Annotated in this window: 16 protein-coding genes; 14 read left to right on the top strand and 2 right to left on the bottom strand. The window is 56.2% G+C overall.

What is annotated here, in order from left to right; translation table 11 throughout:
* Positions 1 to 536: 536 nt before the first annotated feature.
* The 6 genes from phrB to nei are packed head-to-tail and all read left to right on the top strand — an operon-like array spanning position 537 to position 5,837.
* Entirely contained in the window at positions 537 to 1,949 is a 1,413-nt protein-coding gene (gene phrB, locus KW829_RS06750) for a deoxyribodipyrimidine photo-lyase (RefSeq protein WP_218307885.1), read from the top strand.
* A gap of 10 nt (positions 1,950 to 1,959) precedes the next feature.
* Positions 1,960 to 2,703, top strand: a complete 744-nt coding sequence (locus tag KW829_RS06755) for a type 2 GTP cyclohydrolase I (RefSeq protein WP_010428682.1) — start codon at positions 1,960 to 1,962, stop codon at positions 2,701 to 2,703.
* A 14-nt stretch (positions 2,704 to 2,717) separates the two neighbouring features.
* Positions 2,718 to 3,374 (top strand): 5-oxoprolinase subunit PxpB, encoded by a 657-nt coding sequence (gene pxpB, locus KW829_RS06760; protein ID WP_010428688.1) that lies wholly within the window; start codon positions 2,718 to 2,720, stop codon positions 3,372 to 3,374.
* Positions 3,368 to 4,300 (top strand): 5-oxoprolinase subunit PxpC, encoded by a 933-nt coding sequence (gene pxpC, locus KW829_RS06765; protein WP_218307886.1) that lies wholly within the window; start codon positions 3,368 to 3,370, stop codon positions 4,298 to 4,300. Before pxpB ends, pxpC begins: the two co-directional genes overlap by 7 nt.
* On the top strand, positions 4,287 to 5,027 hold the full coding sequence (gene pxpA, locus KW829_RS06770) for a 5-oxoprolinase subunit PxpA (protein WP_010428694.1): 741 nt from the start codon (positions 4,287 to 4,289) through the stop codon (positions 5,025 to 5,027). Before pxpC ends, pxpA begins: the two co-directional genes overlap by 14 nt.
* Before the next feature lie 18 nt (positions 5,028 to 5,045).
* Positions 5,046 to 5,837, top strand: a complete 792-nt coding sequence (nei, locus tag KW829_RS06775) for an endonuclease VIII (RefSeq protein ID WP_010428696.1) — start codon at positions 5,046 to 5,048, stop codon at positions 5,835 to 5,837.
* A gap of 99 nt (positions 5,838 to 5,936) precedes the next feature.
* On the opposite strand, the gene KW829_RS06780 is transcribed toward nei, so the two are convergent.
* Positions 5,937 to 7,220: a citrate synthase gene (locus KW829_RS06780; protein ID WP_010428698.1), complete on the bottom strand. Its 1,284-nt coding sequence runs from the start codon at positions 7,218 to 7,220 to the stop codon at positions 5,937 to 5,939.
* Positions 7,221 to 7,859: 639 nt separating this feature from the next.
* On the opposite strand from KW829_RS06780, the gene sdhC reads away from it, so the two are divergent.
* The 8 genes from sdhC to sucD all read left to right on the top strand — a co-directional run bounded on the left by sdhC (position 7,860) and on the right by sucD (position 17,522).
* Positions 7,860 to 8,264, top strand: coding sequence for a succinate dehydrogenase cytochrome b556 subunit (gene sdhC, locus KW829_RS06785; RefSeq protein WP_020684965.1), 405 nt, complete (start codon positions 7,860 to 7,862; stop codon positions 8,262 to 8,264).
* A complete protein-coding gene (gene sdhD, locus KW829_RS06790; RefSeq protein WP_010428702.1) occupies positions 8,258 to 8,605 on the top strand; it encodes a succinate dehydrogenase membrane anchor subunit in 348 nt (115 codons plus the stop codon). The genes sdhC and sdhD overlap by 7 nt, the downstream gene beginning before the upstream one ends.
* Positions 8,605 to 10,371: a succinate dehydrogenase flavoprotein subunit gene (gene sdhA, locus KW829_RS06795; protein WP_089598911.1), complete on the top strand. Its 1,767-nt coding sequence runs from the start codon at positions 8,605 to 8,607 to the stop codon at positions 10,369 to 10,371. The genes sdhD and sdhA overlap by 1 nt, the downstream gene beginning before the upstream one ends.
* A gap of 15 nt (positions 10,372 to 10,386) precedes the next feature.
* Positions 10,387 to 11,103 carry a succinate dehydrogenase iron-sulfur subunit SdhB gene (gene sdhB, locus KW829_RS06800; protein ID WP_010428707.1) on the top strand — a complete coding sequence of 239 codons (717 nt, stop codon included), beginning with the start codon at positions 10,387 to 10,389 and terminating at the stop codon, positions 11,101 to 11,103.
* Between the two features lie 223 nt (positions 11,104 to 11,326).
* Positions 11,327 to 14,134, top strand: coding sequence for a 2-oxoglutarate dehydrogenase E1 component (sucA, locus tag KW829_RS06805; protein ID WP_089598912.1), 2,808 nt, complete (start codon positions 11,327 to 11,329; stop codon positions 14,132 to 14,134).
* 14 nt (positions 14,135 to 14,148) lie between these two features.
* Positions 14,149 to 15,369, top strand: a complete 1,221-nt coding sequence (odhB, locus tag KW829_RS06810; protein WP_089598913.1) for a 2-oxoglutarate dehydrogenase complex dihydrolipoyllysine-residue succinyltransferase — start codon at positions 14,149 to 14,151, stop codon at positions 15,367 to 15,369.
* 117 nt (positions 15,370 to 15,486) lie between these two features.
* Positions 15,487 to 16,653, top strand: a complete 1,167-nt coding sequence (sucC, locus tag KW829_RS06815) for an ADP-forming succinate--CoA ligase subunit beta (protein WP_047347067.1) — start codon at positions 15,487 to 15,489, stop codon at positions 16,651 to 16,653.
* Positions 16,653 to 17,522: a succinate--CoA ligase subunit alpha gene (gene sucD, locus KW829_RS06820; protein ID WP_008501094.1), complete on the top strand. Its 870-nt coding sequence runs from the start codon at positions 16,653 to 16,655 to the stop codon at positions 17,520 to 17,522. The genes sucC and sucD overlap by 1 nt, the downstream gene beginning before the upstream one ends.
* 83 nt (positions 17,523 to 17,605) lie before the next feature.
* Here sucD and KW829_RS06825 read toward each other — a convergent pair whose 3' ends face one another.
* Positions 17,606 to 18,322: a GntR family transcriptional regulator gene (locus KW829_RS06825; RefSeq protein WP_218307887.1), complete on the bottom strand. Its 717-nt coding sequence runs from the start codon at positions 18,320 to 18,322 to the stop codon at positions 17,606 to 17,608.
* Between the last annotated feature and the right edge of the window lie 43 nt (positions 18,323 to 18,365).

An 18,365-nucleotide genomic window follows, 5' to 3' on the forward strand; every position in this document is an offset into this window, starting at 1 on the left:
CGGGATTCGCGGTCCGTTGGGTGGTTTTCAAACCCTCGTCAGAGGCTTACAAGAATATCTCGGGTCCTTAAGTAATCAAACTGCAACGCCCTAAATATAATCTTAAAAACCTTTTCAGTGGATTACGTTTTGTCCCTGTGCCAACTACTATGCAGCGTCCCTTTCCGCCATCTCGCACATGGGCGCCGGTCCCGGGAGAGGTGTTACCACAACCGTAAGTCAGGCTCTCGTCAGAGCTTGTGTCCACCGACTTATCACCGGTGGTGAACGGTGGAGCGGTTAGCTGCAGGGACCGCATAATGAAACGCTATTTTTGCATTGCGTTCATTGTCGCCAGCGTACTCGTTGTGAAAAGTGATGAACCGACCGCGTTTATTGCATTTACCACGATAGCGCAGGACAAGTAGCGTTAAGGCCGCCTCGGGCGGCCTTTTTTATTTCATCCCGTCTACACTTCATGGCAAAGTAGTTCAATGCATGCTTTTTCCTTTTACGGCATGCCCTTACGGACATAATGGACAATTGCCTGGAGTTTTATGCCCACCCATCTGGTTTGGTTTCGCGCGGACCTGCGCGTACATGACAATATCGCCCTTGCGGCAGCCTGCCGCGCCAAAGACGCTAACGTACTGGCACTGTTTATGGCTACGCCCGAGCAGTGGCGGCAGCACGATATGGCCCCCCGACAGGCGGCCTTGCTCCGGGCGTATCTGAACGATCTGCAGCACTCGCTTGCCGGAAAAGGCATACCGCTTCTCTATAAAGAGGTGAGTGATTTTGCCGCGCAGCTCCAGACGCTGCAGGAGATCTGTGAGCAGCACGACGTCAGGTATCTTTTTTATAACTACCAGTATGAATTCAACGAGCAGCAGCGGGATCGTCAGCTGGAGAACGTGCTGGAAGGGGTCGTCTGTGAAGGGTTTGACGACAGCGTGATGCTGGCACCGGGCAGCGTGATGACCGGCAACCACGAGATGTATAAAGTTTTTACGCCGTTTAAAAACGCCTTTATCAAACGCCTGAAGGAGGCGCTGCCGGAGTGCGTTGCCGCGCCTGCCGCGCGGGGCGAGCCCGTGACGGATTTGCCAGAGCTGACGTTTGATTACCCTCAGCAGGCGTTTGATGAAACGCTGTTTCCCGCCGATGAGAAAGCGGCTATTGCCCAACTCCGGCAGTTCTGTAAACAGAATGCGGCTGATTACGAAGCGCGTCGGGATTTCCCCGCCGTTGAAGGCACCAGCCGTCTGTCGGCCTGTCTCGCGCTGGGTGCGATCTCTCCCCGCCAGTGTTTGCATCGGCTGCTGGCAGAACAGCCGCAGGCGCTGGACGGAGGCGCAGGGGCTGTCTGGCTCAATGAACTTATCTGGCGCGAGTTCTATCGCCACCTGATGACGTATCACCCTGATTTATGTAAACATCGCCCATTCATTCAATGGACTGATAATGTAAGGTGGCAGTCGAATGATAAGCAGCTCAGAGCCTGGCAATCCGGACAGACGGGTTTCCCCATTGTCGATGCCGCCATGCGTCAGCTCAATGAAACCGGATGGATGCACAACCGCCTGCGGATGATTACCGCCAGCTTTCTGGTGAAAGATCTGCTTATCGACTGGCGTATCGGAGAGCGCTATTTTATTTCTCAGCTGATCGATGGCGATCTCGCAGCGAATAACGGTGGCTGGCAGTGGGCGGCCTCCACCGGCACCGATGCGGCTCCCTATTTTCGGATTTTTAATCCGACGACACAGGGACAAAAATTTGATGCGGACGGCGAGTTTATCCGCCAGTGGGTACCTGAACTTAACGTTGTCCCCGCGAAAGCGATCCACGACCCATGGGCATGGGCGGATAAACAGGGCGTAAAGCTCGATTATCCCCGTCCGGTTGTCGACCACAAACAGGCACGCGTCGCCACGCTGGCGGCGTACGAAGCCGCGCGCAAAGTATGAGAGAGTGATGATGAAAAACAGCGAACTGGAAAGCCTGATTAACGAAAAACTGAACAGCACCTCCTTCAGCGACTACGGCCCGAACGGCCTGCAGGTGGAAGGGCGTGAAACGGTGCAGAAAATTATCACCGGCGTGACGGCAAGCCAGGCGCTGCTGGATGAAGCCGTGCGTCAGGAAGCCGATGCGGTTATCGTTCACCACGGTTATTTCTGGAAGAACGAATCCCCTATTATTCGCGGCATGAAGCGCAACCGCCTGAAAACATTGCTGGCAAATGACATCAACCTGTACGGTTATCACCTGCCGCTGGATGCGCACCCGGAACTGGGTAACAACGTGCAGTTAGCGCAATTGCTGGGTATTACCGTGATGGGGGAAATCGAACCGCTGGTGCCGTGGGGCGAACTGGCGATGCCGGTTCCGGGTCTCGAGCTGGCGTCGTGGATCGAAGCGCGCCTCGGACGTCGTCCGCTGTGGTGTGGCGACACGGGACCCGATACCGTGAAGCGTGTGGCCTGGTGCACCGGGGGCGGGCAGGGCTTTATCGATAGCGCCGCGCGTTTCGGCGTTGATGCCTTTATCACGGGGGAAGTGTCTGAGCAGACGGTTCACTCCGCCCGCGAGCAAGGGCTCCATTTTTACGCGGCAGGTCACCATGCAACGGAACGAGGCGGCATTCGCGCCCTCAGCGAGTGGCTGACGGAAAATACCGATCTGGATGTGACCTTTATTGATATTCCCAATCCGGCCTGATGAGAGGTGCCCGAGTGCAGAGAGCGCGTTGTTATCTTTTGGGTGAAACCGCCGTCGTACTGGAGCTTGAACCCCCGGTCACGCTTGCCACGCAAAAGCGTATCTGGCGGCTGACGCAGCGTCTGGCCGATATACCTGAAGTGGTTGAAACCATTCCGGGCATGAACAATATCACCGTCGTGCTGCGCAACCCGCACACGAAAGCCCTGGATGCCATCGAACGCCTGCAGCGCTGGTGGGAAGAGAGCGAAGCGCTGGAGCCAGAATCACGTGCCATTGAGATCCCGGTCGTCTATGGCGGCACGGGGGGGCCGGATCTTGGCGTTGTGGCAGCACACTGCGGCTTAACAGAAAAGCAGGTGGTTGAGTTGCACAGTTCGGTTAACTACGTGGTCTGGTTCCTGGGGTTTCAGCCCGGCTTCCCGTATCTGGGCGGATTGCCTCCCCAACTGCATACGCCGCGTCGTGCCGAACCGCGTCTGAGCGTACCGGCGGGGACGGTGGCTATCGGCGGCGAGCAAACTGGCGTTTATCCGCTGGCATCGCCCGGCGGCTGGCAGCTTATTGGGCACACGGCTACGCCGTTATTTGAACCCGGACGGGAGACGCCAATACTCCTGCGTCCCGGCGATACCCTTCGCTTTATCCCGCAAAAGGAGGGGGTATGTTAACGCTTATTCGCGCAGGGCTTTACACCTCTGTGCAGGATGCAGGCCGATTTGGCCTGCGTCAGTCCGGCGTGAGCTATTGTGGTGCGCTGGACAGGCCTGCGCTGGAGATTGCTAACGTGCTGGTGGGCAACCCCGGCAGTACGGCCGCGCTCGAAATTACGCTCGGCCAGTGTGTGATTGAGTTTGGTCAGGAGACCTGGTTTGCCTTAACCGGCGCAGGCTGTGAGGCCACGCTGGATGGTAAAGCGGTGTGGACCGGCTGGCGGCTGCGGGCGAAAGCCGGACAGCGTCTGACGCTCAAGCGTCCGCTACACGGTGTGCGTAGCTATCTCGCGGTGGCTGGCGGCATTGACGTGCCGGAGGTGCTGGGCTCATCCAGTACCGATCAGAAGGCGGGCATCGGCGGGCATGAAGGGCGTCTGCTGCGCGACGGCGACCGGCTGGCAATCAAGCCCTCCGCGCGCCATTTCTCGACCACGCAGGGCGTAAAGCAGTTGCTGTGGGGAAACCAGATCCGCGCCTTACCGGGGCCGGAATATCATGAGTTTGACGAGGCTTCCAAAGAGTCCTTCTGGCGCTCGCCGTGGAAGCTCAGCCCGCAGAGTAACCGTATGGGCTACCGCCTGCAGGGGCAGCCGCTGACCCGCACGACGGTCCGGGAACTGCTCTCCCACGGGTTATTGCCGGGGGTCATTCAGGTGCCGGGCAACGGTCAGCCCATCGTGTTAATGAACGATGCGCAAACCACGGGTGGATACCCGCGAATTGCCTGCATCATTGAAGCGGATCGCTACCATCTGGCGCAAATTCCTCTCGGGCAGCCGATTCACTTCGTGCAGTGTTCACTGGAGGAGGCGCTTAAGGCGCGGCAGGATCAGCAGCGTTATCTCGAACAGCTGGCGTGGAGGCTTGATGGTAAAGATTGATTTAAATGCCGATCTGGGCGAGGGCGGAAGCGCAGATGCTCAACTGATGATGCTGGTCTCCTCGGTCAATATCGCCTGTGGCTTTCACGCGGGCGATGCGCAAACCATGCTGGAGAGCGTGCGTAATGCCATCAAAAACGGCGTCGCGATTGGCGCTCACCCCAGCTTCCCTGACCGGGAGAACTTTGGCCGCACGGCGATGGATCTGCCGCCGGAGACGGTCTACGCTCAGGTGCTCTACCAGATTGGTGCGCTGGAGGCGATGGTGCGCGCTGAGAACGGTGTTATGCGCCACGTGAAGCCGCACGGCATGCTCTACAACCAGGCGGCGAAAGCCCCGGCGCTGGCGGACGCTATTGCCCGCGCGGTGCGGGACAGTAATCCGCAGCTTATCCTTGTAGGTCTGGCCGGTAGCGAACTGATTCGCGCCGGGAAGCGGCTGGGGCTGACTACGCGTCAGGAAGTCTTTGCCGACCGCGGTTATCAGCCCGATGGCAGTCTGGTCCCTCGCACGCAGGCTGGCGCGCTGATAACCGATGAAGGTAAAGCGCTGGCGCAGACGCTGGAGATGGTGTGTGCCGGGCGGGTGACCGCCGTGGACGGAACACTGGCAAACGTTCAGGCCGATACGGTGTGTTTACACGGCGACGGCGAGCATGCGCTTCAGTTCGCGCGCCGCTTGCGGGCGGCGTTCTCTGAAGAGGGCATTCTGGTCAGCGCAGAATAATCATGAAAGGACAATAACATGCCAGAAGGTCCGGAGATCCGCCGCGCGGCGGATAGCCTGGAGGCGGCGATAAAGGGCAAACCGTTGACGAATGTGTGGTTTGCTTTTCCTCAGCTAAAACCGTTTGAATCACAGCTGGTGGGGCAGACGGTGACCCATATTGAAACGCGCGGCAAGGCCTTACTTACGCACTTTTCCCATAACCTGACGTTATATAGCCATAACCAGCTGTACGGCGTCTGGCGAGTGGTGGAGGCGGACGAGCAGCCGCAAACCACCCGCGTACTGCGCGTCAGGCTGCAAACGGCGGATAAAGCAATCCTGCTTTACAGCGCGTCGGATATCGAAATGTTAACGCCGGAGCAACTGCTCACTCACCCGTTTCTGCAGCGGGTTGGGCCGGACGTGCTGGACATGCGCCTGACGGCAAACGATGTTAAAGCCCGCTTGTTATCCCCCAAATTCCGCAACCGGCAATTTTCCGGGTTATTGCTCGATCAGGCGTTCCTGGCAGGGTTAGGTAACTATCTGCGGGTGGAAATTCTGTGGGAAGTGGGGCTGGCGGCGCAGCATAAAGCGTCTCAGCTGAATGATGAACAGCTGGAGGCGTTATCCCACGCGCTGCTGGATATTCCGCGGCTGTCGTACAACACGCGCGGCGTGGTGGATGAGAACACGCATCACGGGGCGCTGTTCCGGTTCAAGGTGTTTCATCGGGCGGGAAAGAAATGCGAAAGGTGTGGTGGCATTATTGAGAGAACCACGCTCTCTTCACGACCGTTTTACTGGTGTCCCGGGTGCCAGATGTAAAAGTAAAACGGTAACCCTTAGGTTACCGTTTTTAGTGTTTTCACCCTCTCCCTGTGGGAGAGGGCCGGGGTGAGGGCATCAGGCCGCACCCAACGTCTTTTAGCGCTTAATATCAGACTTAAAATCACGCTGCTCGTAGCCGGTATACAGCTGACGAGGACGGGCGATTTTCATGCCTTCGCTGTGCATTTCGTTCCAGTGCGCAATCCAGCCTACGGTACGGGCCATGGCGAAGATCACGGTGAACATGGAAGACGGAATGCCCATCGCTTTCAGGATAATGCCAGAGTAGAAATCGACGTTCGGGTAGAGTTTCTTCTCGATGAAGTACGGGTCGTTCAGCGCGATGTGTTCCAGCTCCATCGCCACTTCCAGCAGGTCATCTTTGGTACCCAGCTCTTTCAGCACTTCATGGCAGGTCTCACGCATGACGGTCGCGCGTGGGTCGTAGTTTTTGTAAACACGGTGACCGAAGCCCATCAGGCGGAAGGAGTCATTCTTGTCTTTCGCGCGACGCACGAACTCAGGAATGTGCTCAACGGTGCTGATCTCTTCCAGCATCTTAAGTGCCGCTTCGTTCGCGCCGCCGTGCGCCGGTCCCCACAGGGAGGCGATGCCCGCAGCGATACAGGCGAACGGGTTCGCGCCTGAAGAGCCTGCGGTACGGACGGTGGAGGTCGAAGCGTTTTGTTCGTGGTCAGCGTGCAGGATCAGAATACGATCCATCGCGCGTTCCAGTACCGGGTTCACTTCGTACTCTTCGCACGGCGTGGAGAACATCATGCGCAGGAAGTTACCCGCGTAGGAGAGGTCGTTACGTGGATACACAAACGGTTGGCCGATGGAGTATTTGTAGCACATCGCCGCCATGGTAGGCATTTTGGACAGCAGACGGAACGCCGCGATATCGCGGTGACGCGGGTTATTCACGTCAAGGGAGTCGTGGTAGAACGCCGCCAGCGCACCGGTAATCCCACACATCACCGCCATCGGGTGAGAGTCACGACGGAACGCATGGAACAGACGGGTAATCTGCTCATGGATCATAGTGTGACGGGTCACGGTGGTTTTGAATTCATCGTACTGCGCCTGCGTTGGTTTTTCGCCGTTCAGCAGGATGTAGCACACTTCCAGATAGTTGGATTCGGTGGCTAACTGATCGATGGGGAAGCCGCGATGGAGCAGGATACCTTCGTCACCGTCAATGTAGGTGATTTTGGATTCGCAAGATGCGGTAGAGGTAAATCCAGGGTCAAAGGTGAAAACTCCTTTGGAACCCAGCGTACGGATATCAATAACATCCTGACCGAGCGTGCCTTTTAGCACATCCAGTTCAATAGCAGTGTCACCACCCAGGGTGAGCTTTGCCTTTGTATCAGCCATTTACGGTCTCCTTAGCGCCTTATGCTTAAGACTGCGCTTTACCGGATTTGCTTTCAGCTGTTAATCACCGTTACCAGATTGTTATTTGGCTTACCGCTCAGCTCACGAGGACAAACCAGGGTACAGAGCTATGGCGCCTTGCAGGTAAACGAATGAAATATCAGTGAAACAACAGCAAATCAGCGTTTTTGCAGTCCGAATTATTCAAACCTGTATATCACTAATAACTGTCCTGATAACTTCGGTCAATACCATCACACTGTTACATAACTATTTGTCAGGTGAAAGTGAGACCTCATAACTTTTGCGCATTATATGCCTTTTCTGCTGACGTTTGTAACAATATTGTTTAACATTTGTCAAATCAGATGATTAAAAATTAAAAAGATGTTGTTATCGTGACCCTGATCACTGTTCCAGAGAAAACCCGACAAACTGTATGTAGGTTAATTGTAATGATTTTGTGAACGGCCTATACTGCCGCCAGGTCTCCGGAACACCCTGCAATCCCGAGCCACCCAGCGTTGTAACGTGTCGTTTTAGCATTTGGAAGCAATGTTTTGCATGACGCGCAGTTATAGAAAAGGAACGCTGCTTGACCCGCATCGCAGTCCGGAGGAAGGAAACAATAAGAACAGCATGTGGGCGTTATTCATGATAAGAAATGTGAAAAAACAAAGACCTGTCAATCTGGATCTCAAAACGATCCGGTTCCCTGTAACAGCAATAGCGTCCATTCTGCACCGTGTATCCGGTGTGATTACGTTTGTGGCGGTCGGTATTCTGCTGTGGTTGCTGGGCACCAGCCTCTCTTCTCCTGAAGGATTCCTCCAGGCCTCTGCCATCATGAACAGCTTCTTCGTGAAATTCATCATGTGGGGCATTCTGACCGCGCTGGCGTACCACGTTGTGGTGGGTGTTCGCCATATGCTGATGGACTTCGGCTACCTGGAAGAGACATTCGAAGCCGGGAAACGCTCCGCTAACATTTCATTTGTGATCACTGTCGTGCTTTCACTTCTCGCAGGAGTTCTCGTATGGTAAGCAACGCCTCCGCATTAGGACGCAACGGCGTACATGACTTCATCCTGGTCCGTGCTACCGCCATCGTTCTCACCCTTTACATCATCTATATGATCGGTTTCTTCGCGACCAGCGGCACGCTGACGTGGGAAATCTGGAGCGGGTTCTTCGGATCTGCCTTCACCAAAGTGTTCACCCTGCTGGCGCTGTTCTCCATCCTTATTCATGCCTGGATCGGCATGTGGCAGGTGTTGACCGATTACGTTAAACCACTGGCGATTCGCCTTCCTCTGCAGCTGGTTATTGTTGTTGCCCTGGTGGTTTACGTTATTTATGGATTCGTTGTGGTGTGGGGTGTGTAATGAAACTGCCAGTCAGAGAATTTGATGCTGTAGTGATTGGTGCGGGTGGCGCAGGTATGCGTGCCGCACTGCAAATTTCCCAGAGCGGCCAAACCTGTGCGCTGCTCTCTAAAGTGTTCCCAACCCGTTCGCACACCGTGTCTGCTCAGGGCGGTATCACCGTTGCGCTGGGTAATACCCATGAAGATAACTGGGAATGGCACATGTACGACACGGTAAAAGGTTCCGATTACATCGGTGACCAGGACGCCATCGAATATATGTGTAAAACCGGCCCGGAAGCGATTCTGGAGCTGGACCATATGGGTCTGCCGTTCTCCCGTCTGGAAAATGGCACCATCTATCAACGTCCGTTTGGCGGCCAGTCGAAAGATTTCGGCGGCGAGCAGGCGGCACGTACTGCGGCAGCGGCTGACCGTACCGGTCACGCACTGCTGCACACGCTCTATCAGCAAAACCTCAAAAACCACACCACTATCTTCTCCGAGTGGTATGCGCTGGATCTGGTGAAAAACGCCGATGGCGCAATCGTCGGTTGTACCGCACTGTGCATCGAAACCGGTGAAGTGGTTTACTTCAAAGCCCGCGCTACCGTGCTGGCGACCGGCGGCGCAGGCCGTATTTATCAGTCCACCACCAACGCCCACATCAACACCGGTGACGGTGTCGGTATGGCTATCCGCGCGGGCGTGCCGGTGCAGGATATGGAAATGTGGCAGTTCCACCCAACCGGTATCGCCGGTGCAGGTGTTCTGGTAACAGAAGGCTGCCGCGGTGAAGGCGGTTATCTGCTGAACAAGCACGGCGAGCGCTTCATGGAGCGTTATGCTCCGAATGCGAAGGACCTGGCGGGTCGTGATGTGGTGGCGCGTTCCATCATGATCGAAATCCGTGAAGGCCGCGGCTGTGACGGCCCATGGGGTCCACACGCGAAGCTGAAACTCGACCATCTGGGTAAAGAGGTGCTGGAATCCCGTCTGCCGGGTATCCTGGAACTGTCCCGCACCTTCGCACATGTCGACCCGGTGAAAGAACCGATTCCGGTTATCCCAACCTGCCACTACATGATGGGCGGTATTCCGACCAAAGTGACCGGTCAGGCGCTGACCGTGAACGAGCAGGGCGAAGACGTGGTTATTCCTGGCCTGTTCGCGGTAGGCGAAATTGCCTGCGTATCCGTACACGGCGCAAACCGTCTGGGCGGCAACTCCCTGCTGGACCTGGTGGTGTTTGGTCGTGCAGTGGGTCTGCATCTGCAGGAATCCATTGCCGAGCAGGGCGCACTGCGTGATGCAACCGATGACGAAATTGATGCCTCTCTTGCGCGCCTCAACCGCTGGAACGGTAACCGTAACGGCGAAGATCCGGTGGAAATCCGTAAAGCGCTGCAGGAATGCATGCAGCATAACTTCTCGGTATTCCGCGAAGGTGACGCGATGGCCAAAGGCCTTGAACAGCTGAAAGCGATCCGCGAGCGTCTGAAAAATGCCCGTCTGGACGATACCTCAAGCGAGTTCAACACCCAGCGCGTAGAGTGCCTGGAGCTGGATAACCTGATGGAAACCGCTTACGCCACTGCGGTGTCGGCAAACTTCCGTACCGAAAGCCGTGGCGCGCATAGCCGCTTCGACTTCCCGGATCGTGATGACGAAAACTGGCTGTGCCATTCCCTGTATCTGCCAGAGTCGGAATCCATGACGCGTCGTAGCGTCAACATGGAACCGAAACTGCGTCCGGCGTTCCCGCCGAAGATTCGTACTTACTAATGCGGAGACAGGATAATGAAACTCGAATTCTCAGTTTATCGTTATAACCCGGATGTAGACGACGCTCCGCGTATGCAGGATTACACCCTGGAAGCGGAAGAAGGTCGCGACATGATGCTGCTGGATGCCTTAATGCAGCTGAAAGAAAAAGATCCAACGCTGTCGTTCCGCCGCTCCTGCCGTGAAGGGGTCTGTGGCTCTGACGGTGTGAACATGAACGGCAAAAATGGTCTGGCCTGCATCACGCCAATTTCAGCGTTGCAGCGTCCTGGTCAGAAAATTGTTATCCGTCCTCTGCCAGGCCTGCCGGTCGTGCGTGATTTGGTGGTAGACATGGGGCAATTCTATGCACAATATGAGAAGATTAAGCCTTACTTATTGAATAATGGGCAAAATCCACCCGCTCGTGAGCACCTGCAGTCTCCTGAGCAGCGTGAAAAACTCGATGGGCTGTACGAGTGTATTCTCTGCGCATGTTGTTCTACGTCCTGCCCGTCGTTCTGGTGGAACCCGGACAAGTTTATCGGCCCGGCCGGTCTGCTGGCTGCCTATCGCTTCCTGATCGATAGCCGCGACACCGAAACCGATAACCGTCTGGAAGGACTGAGTGACGCTTTCAGCGTATTCCGCTGCCATAGCATCATGAACTGCGTCAGTGTGTGTCCTAAGGGGCTAAACCCGACGCGCGCCATCGGCCATATTAAGTCGATGCTGCTGCAGCGCAGTGCGTAAGTAGTGAGAGGGGAGCGCTGTTCCCCTCACCCTAACCCTCTCCCACAGGGAGAGGGAACAGATTGCAGAAACCTTTAAAAACTGCCCTGAAGTTTAGACAGTTTCTAAAGGTTCCTTCGCGGGCCAAATGAAAAGAGCTCGCAGGTGAACCCCGGCACGTACACGTGGTGTGCGTGGTAGTTTCTACGGCGAAAGTAAGCATAAAAATGCTTAAGGGATCACGATGCAGAACGGCGCAATGAAAGCCTGGCTGGACTCTTCTTTCCTTTCTGGTGCGAACCAGAGCTGGATTGAACAGCTCTATGAAGACTTCTTAACCGATCCTGACTCAGTGGACGCAAACTGGCGTTCCATGTTCCAGGAGTTGCCTGGCACGGGAGTCAAACCGGATCAATTCCACTCCAAAACACGTGATTATTTCCGCCGTCTGGCGAAGGATGCCTCACGTTACTCTTCTGCGATTTCCGACCCTGACACCAATGCGAAGCAGGTTAAAGTCCTGCAGCTCATCAACGCTTATCGCTTCCGCGGTCACCAGCATGCGAATCTCGATCCGCTGGGACTGTGGCAGCAGGAACGTGTGGCCGATCTCGATCCGGCGTATCACGATCTGACCGAGGCCGATTTCCAGGAAAGCTTTAACGTAGGTTCCTTTGCCATCGGCAAAGACACGATGAAGCTGGGCGAACTGATTAACGCGCTCAAGCAAACCTACTGCGGCTCCATCGGCGCGGAATACATGCACATCACCTCTACAGAAGAGAAACGCTGGATCCAGCAGCGTATCGAATCCGTGGCGGGCCACGCGACATTCTCCGCTGACGAGAAAAAACGTTTCCTCAGCGAACTGACTGCAGCAGAAGGCCTTGAGCGCTATCTGGGCGCGAAATTCCCGGGTGCAAAACGCTTCTCGCTGGAAGGTGGTGACGCGTTAGTGCCAATGCTGAAAGAGCTGATTCGCCACGCGGGCAACAGCGGTACCCGTGAAGTGGTACTGGGCATGGCGCACCGCGGTCGTCTGAACGTGCTGGTCAACGTGCTGGGTAAAAAGCCGCAGGACCTGTTCGACGAATTCGCGGGCAAACACAAAGAACACCTCGGCACCGGCGACGTGAAGTACCACATGGGCTTCTCGTCTGATATCGAAACCGAAGGCGGTCTGGTACACCTGGCGCTGGCGTTTAACCCGTCGCACCTTGAGATCGTTAGCCCGGTGGTGATCGGTTCCGTGCGTGCGCGTCTGGATCGTCTGGACGAGCCGAGCAGCAACAAAGTTCTGCCAATCACCATTCACGGTGATGCGGCGATTACCGGTCAGGGCGTGGTTCAGGAAACCCTGAACATGTCGAAAGCGCGTGGTTACGAAGTGGGCGGTACCGTTCGCATTGTGATCAACAACCAGGTGGGCTTCACAACCTCTAACCCGCTGGACGCGCGTTCTACCCCATACTGCACCGACATCGGTAAGATGGTGCAGGCGCCAATCTTCCACGTGAATGCGGATGACCCGGAAGCGGTCGCTTTCGTCACCCGTCTGGCGCTCGACTTCCGTAACACCTTTAAACGCGACGTGCTGATCGACCTGTTCTGCTACCGCCGTCACGGCCACAACGAAGCTGACGAGCCAAGTGCAACCCAGCCGTTGATGTATCAGAAAATCAAAAAACACCCGACCCCGCGCAAAATCTATGCTGACAAGCTGGAAGCGGACAAAGTGGCGACGCTGGAAGATGCGACCGAGCTGGTCAATCTTTACCGCGACGCGCTGGATGCGGGTGAATGCGTAGTGAAAGAGCTGCGCCCAATGAACATGCACTCCTTTACCTGGTCGCCGTACCTCAACCACGAGTGGGATGAGAGCTACCCGAACAAGGTCGAGATGAAGCGCCTGCAGGAGCTGGCTAAACGCATCAGCACCGTACCGGACGCTATCGAAATGCAGTCTCGCGTAGCGAAAATCTACGGTGACCGTCAGGCCATGGCGGCAGGCGAGAAGCTGTTCGACTGGGGCGGTGCAGAAACCCTGGCCTATGCGACCCTGGTTGACGAAGGTATTCCTGTTCGTCTGTCCGGTGAAGATGCGGGCCGTGGTACCTTCTTCCACCGTCACGCTGTTGTTCACAACCAGTCCAACGGTTCAACTTACACCCCGCTGCAGCACGTGCACAACGGTCAGGGCCAGTTCAAGGTCTGGGACTCCGTGCTGTCTGAAGAAGCGGTACTGGCCTTCGAATACGGCTACGCCACCGCAGAACCCCGCACCCTGACCATCTGGGAAGCGCAGTTCGGTGACTTCGCCAACGGTGCGCAGGTGGTTATCGACCAGTTCATCTCCTCCGGCGAGCAGAAGTGGGGCCGCATGTGTGGTCTGGTGATGCTGCTGCCGCACGGTTATGAAGGACAGGGTCCGGAGCACTCTTCCGCGCGTCTGGAACGTTATCTGCAGCTCTGTGCCGAGCAGAACATGCAGGTTTGCGTGCCGTCTACCCCGGCTCAGGTGTACCACATGCTGCGTCGTCAGGCGCTGCGCGGTATGCGCCGTCCGCTGGTGGTGATGTCACCAAAATCTCTGCTGCGTCATCCGCTGGCTGTTTCAAGCCTGGATGAACTGGCCAACGGCACCTTCCTGCCAGCCATCGGCGAGATTGACGAACTGGATCCGAAGGGCGTGAAGCGTGTCGTGATGTGTTCTGGTAAGGTTTATTACGACCTGCTGGAACAGCGCCGCAAGAACGATCAGAAAGATGTCGCCATCGTGCGTATCGAGCAGCTTTATCCGTTCCCGCATCAGGCGATGCAGGATGTGCTGAAACAGTACGCTCACGTACATGATTTTGTCTGGTGCCAGGAAGAGCCGCTCAACCAGGGCGCATGGTACTGCAGCCAGCATCATTTCCGTGAAGTGATTCCATTTGGGTCTGCTCTGCGTTATGCAGGTCGCCCGGCCTCCGCCTCTCCGGCGGTAGGGTATATGTCCGTTCACCAGAAGCAGCAACAAGATCTGGTCAATGACGCGCTGAACGTCGATTAATTAAAGGATACATAATGAGTAGCGTAGATATTCTTGTTCCCGACCTGCCTGAATCCGTAGCAGATGCGACCGTCGCCACCTGGCACAAAAAACCGGGCGATGCCGTTAAGCGCGATGAAGTGCTGGTAGAAATCGAAACTGACAAAGTGGTACTGGAAGTACCGGCTTCGGCGGATGGCGTTCTGGACGCGGTGCTGGAAGATGAAGGTACCACCGTCACCTCTCGTCAGATCCTGGGTCGCCTGCGTGAAGGCAACAGCGCGGGCAAAGAGTCCAGCGCCAAGTCTGATGAGAAAGCCTCTACCCCAGCGCAGCGCCAGCAGGCGTCTCTGGAAGAGCAAACCAACGACGCACTGAGCCCGGCGATCCGTCGTCTGCTGGCTGAGCACAACCTGGACGCGGCAGCCATTAAAGGCACCGGTGTGGGTGGACGTCTGACGCGCGAAGATATCGAAAAGCACCTGGCGAAAGCGCCTGCGAAAGCAGAAGCCAAAGCCCCTGCGGCAGCACCGGCAGCGCAGCCTGCTCTGGGCGCACGCAGCGAAAAACGCGTGCCGATGACTCGCCTGCGTAAGCGTGTGGCCGAGCGTCTGCTGGAAGCAAAAAACTCCACCGCGATGCTGACTACCTTCAACGAAGTAAACATGAAGCCAATCATGGACCTGCGTAAGCAGTACGGCGACGCGTTTGAAAAACGTCACGGTATCCGTCTGGGCTTTATGTCCTTCTACGTGAAGGCGGTGGTTGAAGCGCTGAAACGCTACCCGGAAGTGAACGCCTCTATCGACGGCGATGACGTGGTTTACCACAACTACTTCGACGTCAGCATGGCGGTTTCTACCCCGCGTGGCCTGGTGACCCCGGTTCTGCGTGACGTAGATACCCTGGGCATGGCTGATATCGAGAAAAACATCAAAGAGCTGGCTGTGAAAGGCCGCGACGGCAAGCTGACCGTAGACGATCTGACCGGCGGTAACTTCACCATTACCAACGGCGGCGTATTTGGTTCGCTGATGTCTACCCCGATCATTAACCCGCCGCAGAGCGCGATCCTGGGTATGCATGCCATTAAAGATCGCCCTATGGCGGTAGACGGTAAAGTTGAGATCCTGCCGATGATGTACCTGGCGCTCTCTTACGATCACCGCCTGATCGACGGCCGCGAGTCCGTGGGCTTCCTGGTAGCGATTAAAGAGCTGCTGGAAGATCCAACGCGTCTGCTGCTGGACGTCTAGTCACGTTTTAGCGTCACCTGCCCTGTAGGCCGGATAAGCGTAGCGCCTTCCGGCACACACACCGCGCCGGTCTACAGGTTTGAAGATAACGATTACCCTGAAGGATGGATAGAACACATGAACTTACATGAATATCAGGCCAAACAGCTGTTTGCCCGGTATGGCTTACCGGCTCCGGTGGGTTATGCCTGTACTACCCCGCGTGAAGCAGAAGAAGCCGCATCTAAAATCGGTGCCGGCCCGTGGGTAGTTAAATGTCAGGTTCACGCTGGTGGCCGTGGTAAAGCGGGCGGTGTGAAGGTTGTTAAGAGCAAAGAAGAAATTCGTGCGTTTGCTGAACATTGGCTCGGCAAACGTCTGGTGACGTACCAGACAGATGCAAACGGCCAGCCGGTTAACCAGATCCTGGTTGAAGCGGCGACCGACATCGCGAAAGAGCTGTACCTGGGCGCGGTTGTTGACCGTAGCTCCCGTCGCGTAGTGTTCATGGCGTCTACCGAAGGCGGCGTGGAAATCGAAAAAGTGGCGGAAGAAACCCCGCACCTGATCCACAAAGTGGCTATCGATCCGCTGGCGGGCCCAATGCCTTACCAGGGTCGCGAGCTGGCGTTCAAACTGGGCCTGGAAGGCAAGCTGGTTCAGCAGTTCACCAAAATCTTCATGGGTCTGGCGAACATCTTCCTGGAGCGCGATCTGGCGCTGATCGAGATCAACCCGCTGGTGATCACCACCCAGGGCGACCTGATCTGCCTCGATGGCAAGCTGGGCGCTGACGGCAACGCGCTGTTCCGCCAGTCCGATCTGCGTGAAATGCGCGACCAGTCTCAGGAAGACCCGCGTGAAGCACAGGCTGCACAGTGGGAGCTGAACTACGTCGCGCTGGATGGCAACATCGGCTGCATGGTTAACGGTGCGGGCCTGGCAATGGGCACCATGGACATCGTTAAGCTGCACGGCGGTGAGCCAGCAAACTTCCTCGACGTAGGCGGTGGCGCAACCAAAGAGCGCGTAACCGAAGCGTTCAAAATCATCCTCTCTGACGACAACGTGAAAGCTGTTCTGGTGAACATCTTCGGCGGTATCGTACGTTGCGACCTGATTGCCGACGGCATCATCGGTGCGGTAGAAGAAGTGGGTGTTAACGTACCGGTTGTTGTGCGTCTGGAAGGTAACAACGCTGAACTCGGCGCGAAAAAACTGGCTGACAGCGGCCTGAATATTATTGCAGCGAAAAGTCTGACGGATGCAGCTCAGCAGGTTGTTGCCGCAGTGGAGGGGAAATAATGTCAGTTTTAATTAATAAAGATACCAAGGTTATCTGCCAGGGCTTCACCGGTAGCCAGGGGACATTCCACTCCGAACAGGCGATTGCCTACGGTACGCAGATGGTTGGCGGCGTAACGCCAGGCAAAGGCGGCACCACGCACCTGGGCCTGCCGGTGTTCAACACCGTGCGTGAAGCGGTAGAAGCGACGGGCGCAACCGCGACCGTGATCTACGTTCCAGCGCCGTTCTGCAAAGACTCCATTCTGGAAGCGATCGACGCAGGCATCAAACTGATCATCACCATCACCGAAGGTATCCCGACGCTGGATATGCTGACCGTGAAGGTGAAGCTGGATGAAGCGGGCGTGCGCATGATCGGCCCGAACTGCCCAGGCGTGATCACCCCGGGCGAATGCAAAATCGGCATCATGCCGGGTCACATTCATAAGCCGGGCAAAGTGGGCATCGTTTCCCGTTCCGGTACGCTGACCTATGAAGCGGTTAAGCAGACTACCGATTACGGCTTCGGCCAGTCCACCTGTGTGGGCATCGGCGGTGACCCAATCCCGGGTTCTAACTTCATCGACATCCTGAAGCTGTTCCAGGAAGATCCGCAGACCGAAGCGATCGTGATGATCGGTGAGATCGGCGGTAGCGCTGAAGAAGAAGCGGCTGCGTACATCAAAGAGCACGTGACCAAGCCTGTTGTGGGTTACATCGCGGGTGTGACCGCTCCGAAAGGCAAGCGTATGGGTCACGCAGGCGCAATCATCGCCGGTGGTAAAGGTACGGCTGATGAGAAATTCGCAGCGCTGGAAGCCGCAGGCGTGAAGACCGTTCGCAGCCTGGCGGATATCGGCGAAGCACTGAAATCCATCATTAAGTAAATCCTCTCTGCGCCCTGAATGGGGCGCGTTGAAATAAAAAAATGTCCGTTTCGACATGGTTGGCCGCTGTAAAGCGGCCTTTTTTATTGCCTGCGTTTGGCGACAAGCGTGAACTTGTAATCGTCGGTATTGAACACGTTGCGGCTGTATTCAAATACCCGTCCGTCCTTCAGAAACCCGCGCGAGACTTTTTCCAGGATCGGTTTCGCCGGATCGAGCGACAGCGCGACAATCGCCTCTTCTGACGGCATGATCGGCACCAGTTCCTGCTCGCTGCGATCGATAACCAGCTTTTTGATCTGCTCAACGTAGTGGTATTTCGAATTCTCCATCACTTCCCAGGTGAGGTCGGGGAACATCGCCAGCGGCATCCACGTTTCTTCCAGATTCACCGGTTTGTGTTTGATAAAGCGGACGCGTTTGACGTGCCAGACTTTATCGTCCGGGTTGATCGCCAGCCTTGCTGCGAGCCTCTCATCGGCTTTCACCACTTCGAAGACGCTGACGTCGCTGTGCGTATCGACGTTTCGGTCCGCCAGCTTTTCGTAAAAGCCGGTGAGCTGGTAAATGTCGTAGTTAACGCGCTCTTCTTTTACGTAGGTGCCGCTGCCCTGAATGCTCTCGACGATCTGCTCTTCCGTAAGCAGTTTCAGCGCCTGTCTCACCGTTACACGGCTCACGTTGAACGCCTCCTGAAGGCTGGATTCCGTCGGTAACGCATCGCCAGGTTTTAACTCACCCGTATTGATTTTCTCGCGAAGCGCATCGGCTATCTGCCGGTACATCGGTTTGTTACCCATAGAATCTGCCTTTCTAATACCTTTTCACGGAATTATGCCTTCA

Source organism: Enterobacter sp. ENT02 (assembly GCF_019219165.1).
Classification (GTDB): domain Bacteria; phylum Pseudomonadota; class Gammaproteobacteria; order Enterobacterales; family Enterobacteriaceae; genus Enterobacter; species Enterobacter mori.

Excerpts from the sequence above, each read along its gene's own strand:
- sucC (WP_047347067.1), top strand. The coding sequence starts at position 15,487 with ATGAACTTACATGAATATCAGGCCAAACAGCTGTTTGCCCGGTATGGC.
- pxpA (WP_010428694.1), top strand. The coding sequence starts at position 4,287 with ATGGTAAAGATTGATTTAAATGCCGATCTGGGCGAGGGCGGAAGCGCA.
- nei (WP_010428696.1), top strand. The coding sequence starts at position 5,046 with ATGCCAGAAGGTCCGGAGATCCGCCGCGCGGCGGATAGCCTGGAGGCG.
- sucD (WP_008501094.1), top strand. The coding sequence starts at position 16,653 with ATGTCAGTTTTAATTAATAAAGATACCAAGGTTATCTGCCAGGGCTTC.
- pxpC (WP_218307886.1), top strand. The coding sequence starts at position 3,368 with ATGTTAACGCTTATTCGCGCAGGGCTTTACACCTCTGTGCAGGATGCA.
- sdhA (WP_089598911.1), top strand. The coding sequence starts at position 8,605 with ATGAAACTGCCAGTCAGAGAATTTGATGCTGTAGTGATTGGTGCGGGT.
- KW829_RS06780 (WP_010428698.1), bottom strand. The coding sequence starts at position 7,220 with ATGGCTGATACAAAGGCAAAGCTCACCCTGGGTGGTGACACTGCTATT.
- KW829_RS06825 (WP_218307887.1), bottom strand. The coding sequence starts at position 18,322 with ATGGGTAACAAACCGATGTACCGGCAGATAGCCGATGCGCTTCGCGAG.
- sdhB (WP_010428707.1), top strand. The coding sequence starts at position 10,387 with ATGAAACTCGAATTCTCAGTTTATCGTTATAACCCGGATGTAGACGAC.
- sdhC (WP_020684965.1), top strand. The coding sequence starts at position 7,860 with ATGTGGGCGTTATTCATGATAAGAAATGTGAAAAAACAAAGACCTGTC.
- sucA (WP_089598912.1), top strand. The coding sequence starts at position 11,327 with ATGCAGAACGGCGCAATGAAAGCCTGGCTGGACTCTTCTTTCCTTTCT.
- sdhD (WP_010428702.1), top strand. The coding sequence starts at position 8,258 with ATGGTAAGCAACGCCTCCGCATTAGGACGCAACGGCGTACATGACTTC.
- KW829_RS06755 (WP_010428682.1), top strand. The coding sequence starts at position 1,960 with ATGAAAAACAGCGAACTGGAAAGCCTGATTAACGAAAAACTGAACAGC.
- phrB (WP_218307885.1), top strand. The coding sequence starts at position 537 with ATGCCCACCCATCTGGTTTGGTTTCGCGCGGACCTGCGCGTACATGAC.
- odhB (WP_089598913.1), top strand. The coding sequence starts at position 14,149 with ATGAGTAGCGTAGATATTCTTGTTCCCGACCTGCCTGAATCCGTAGCA.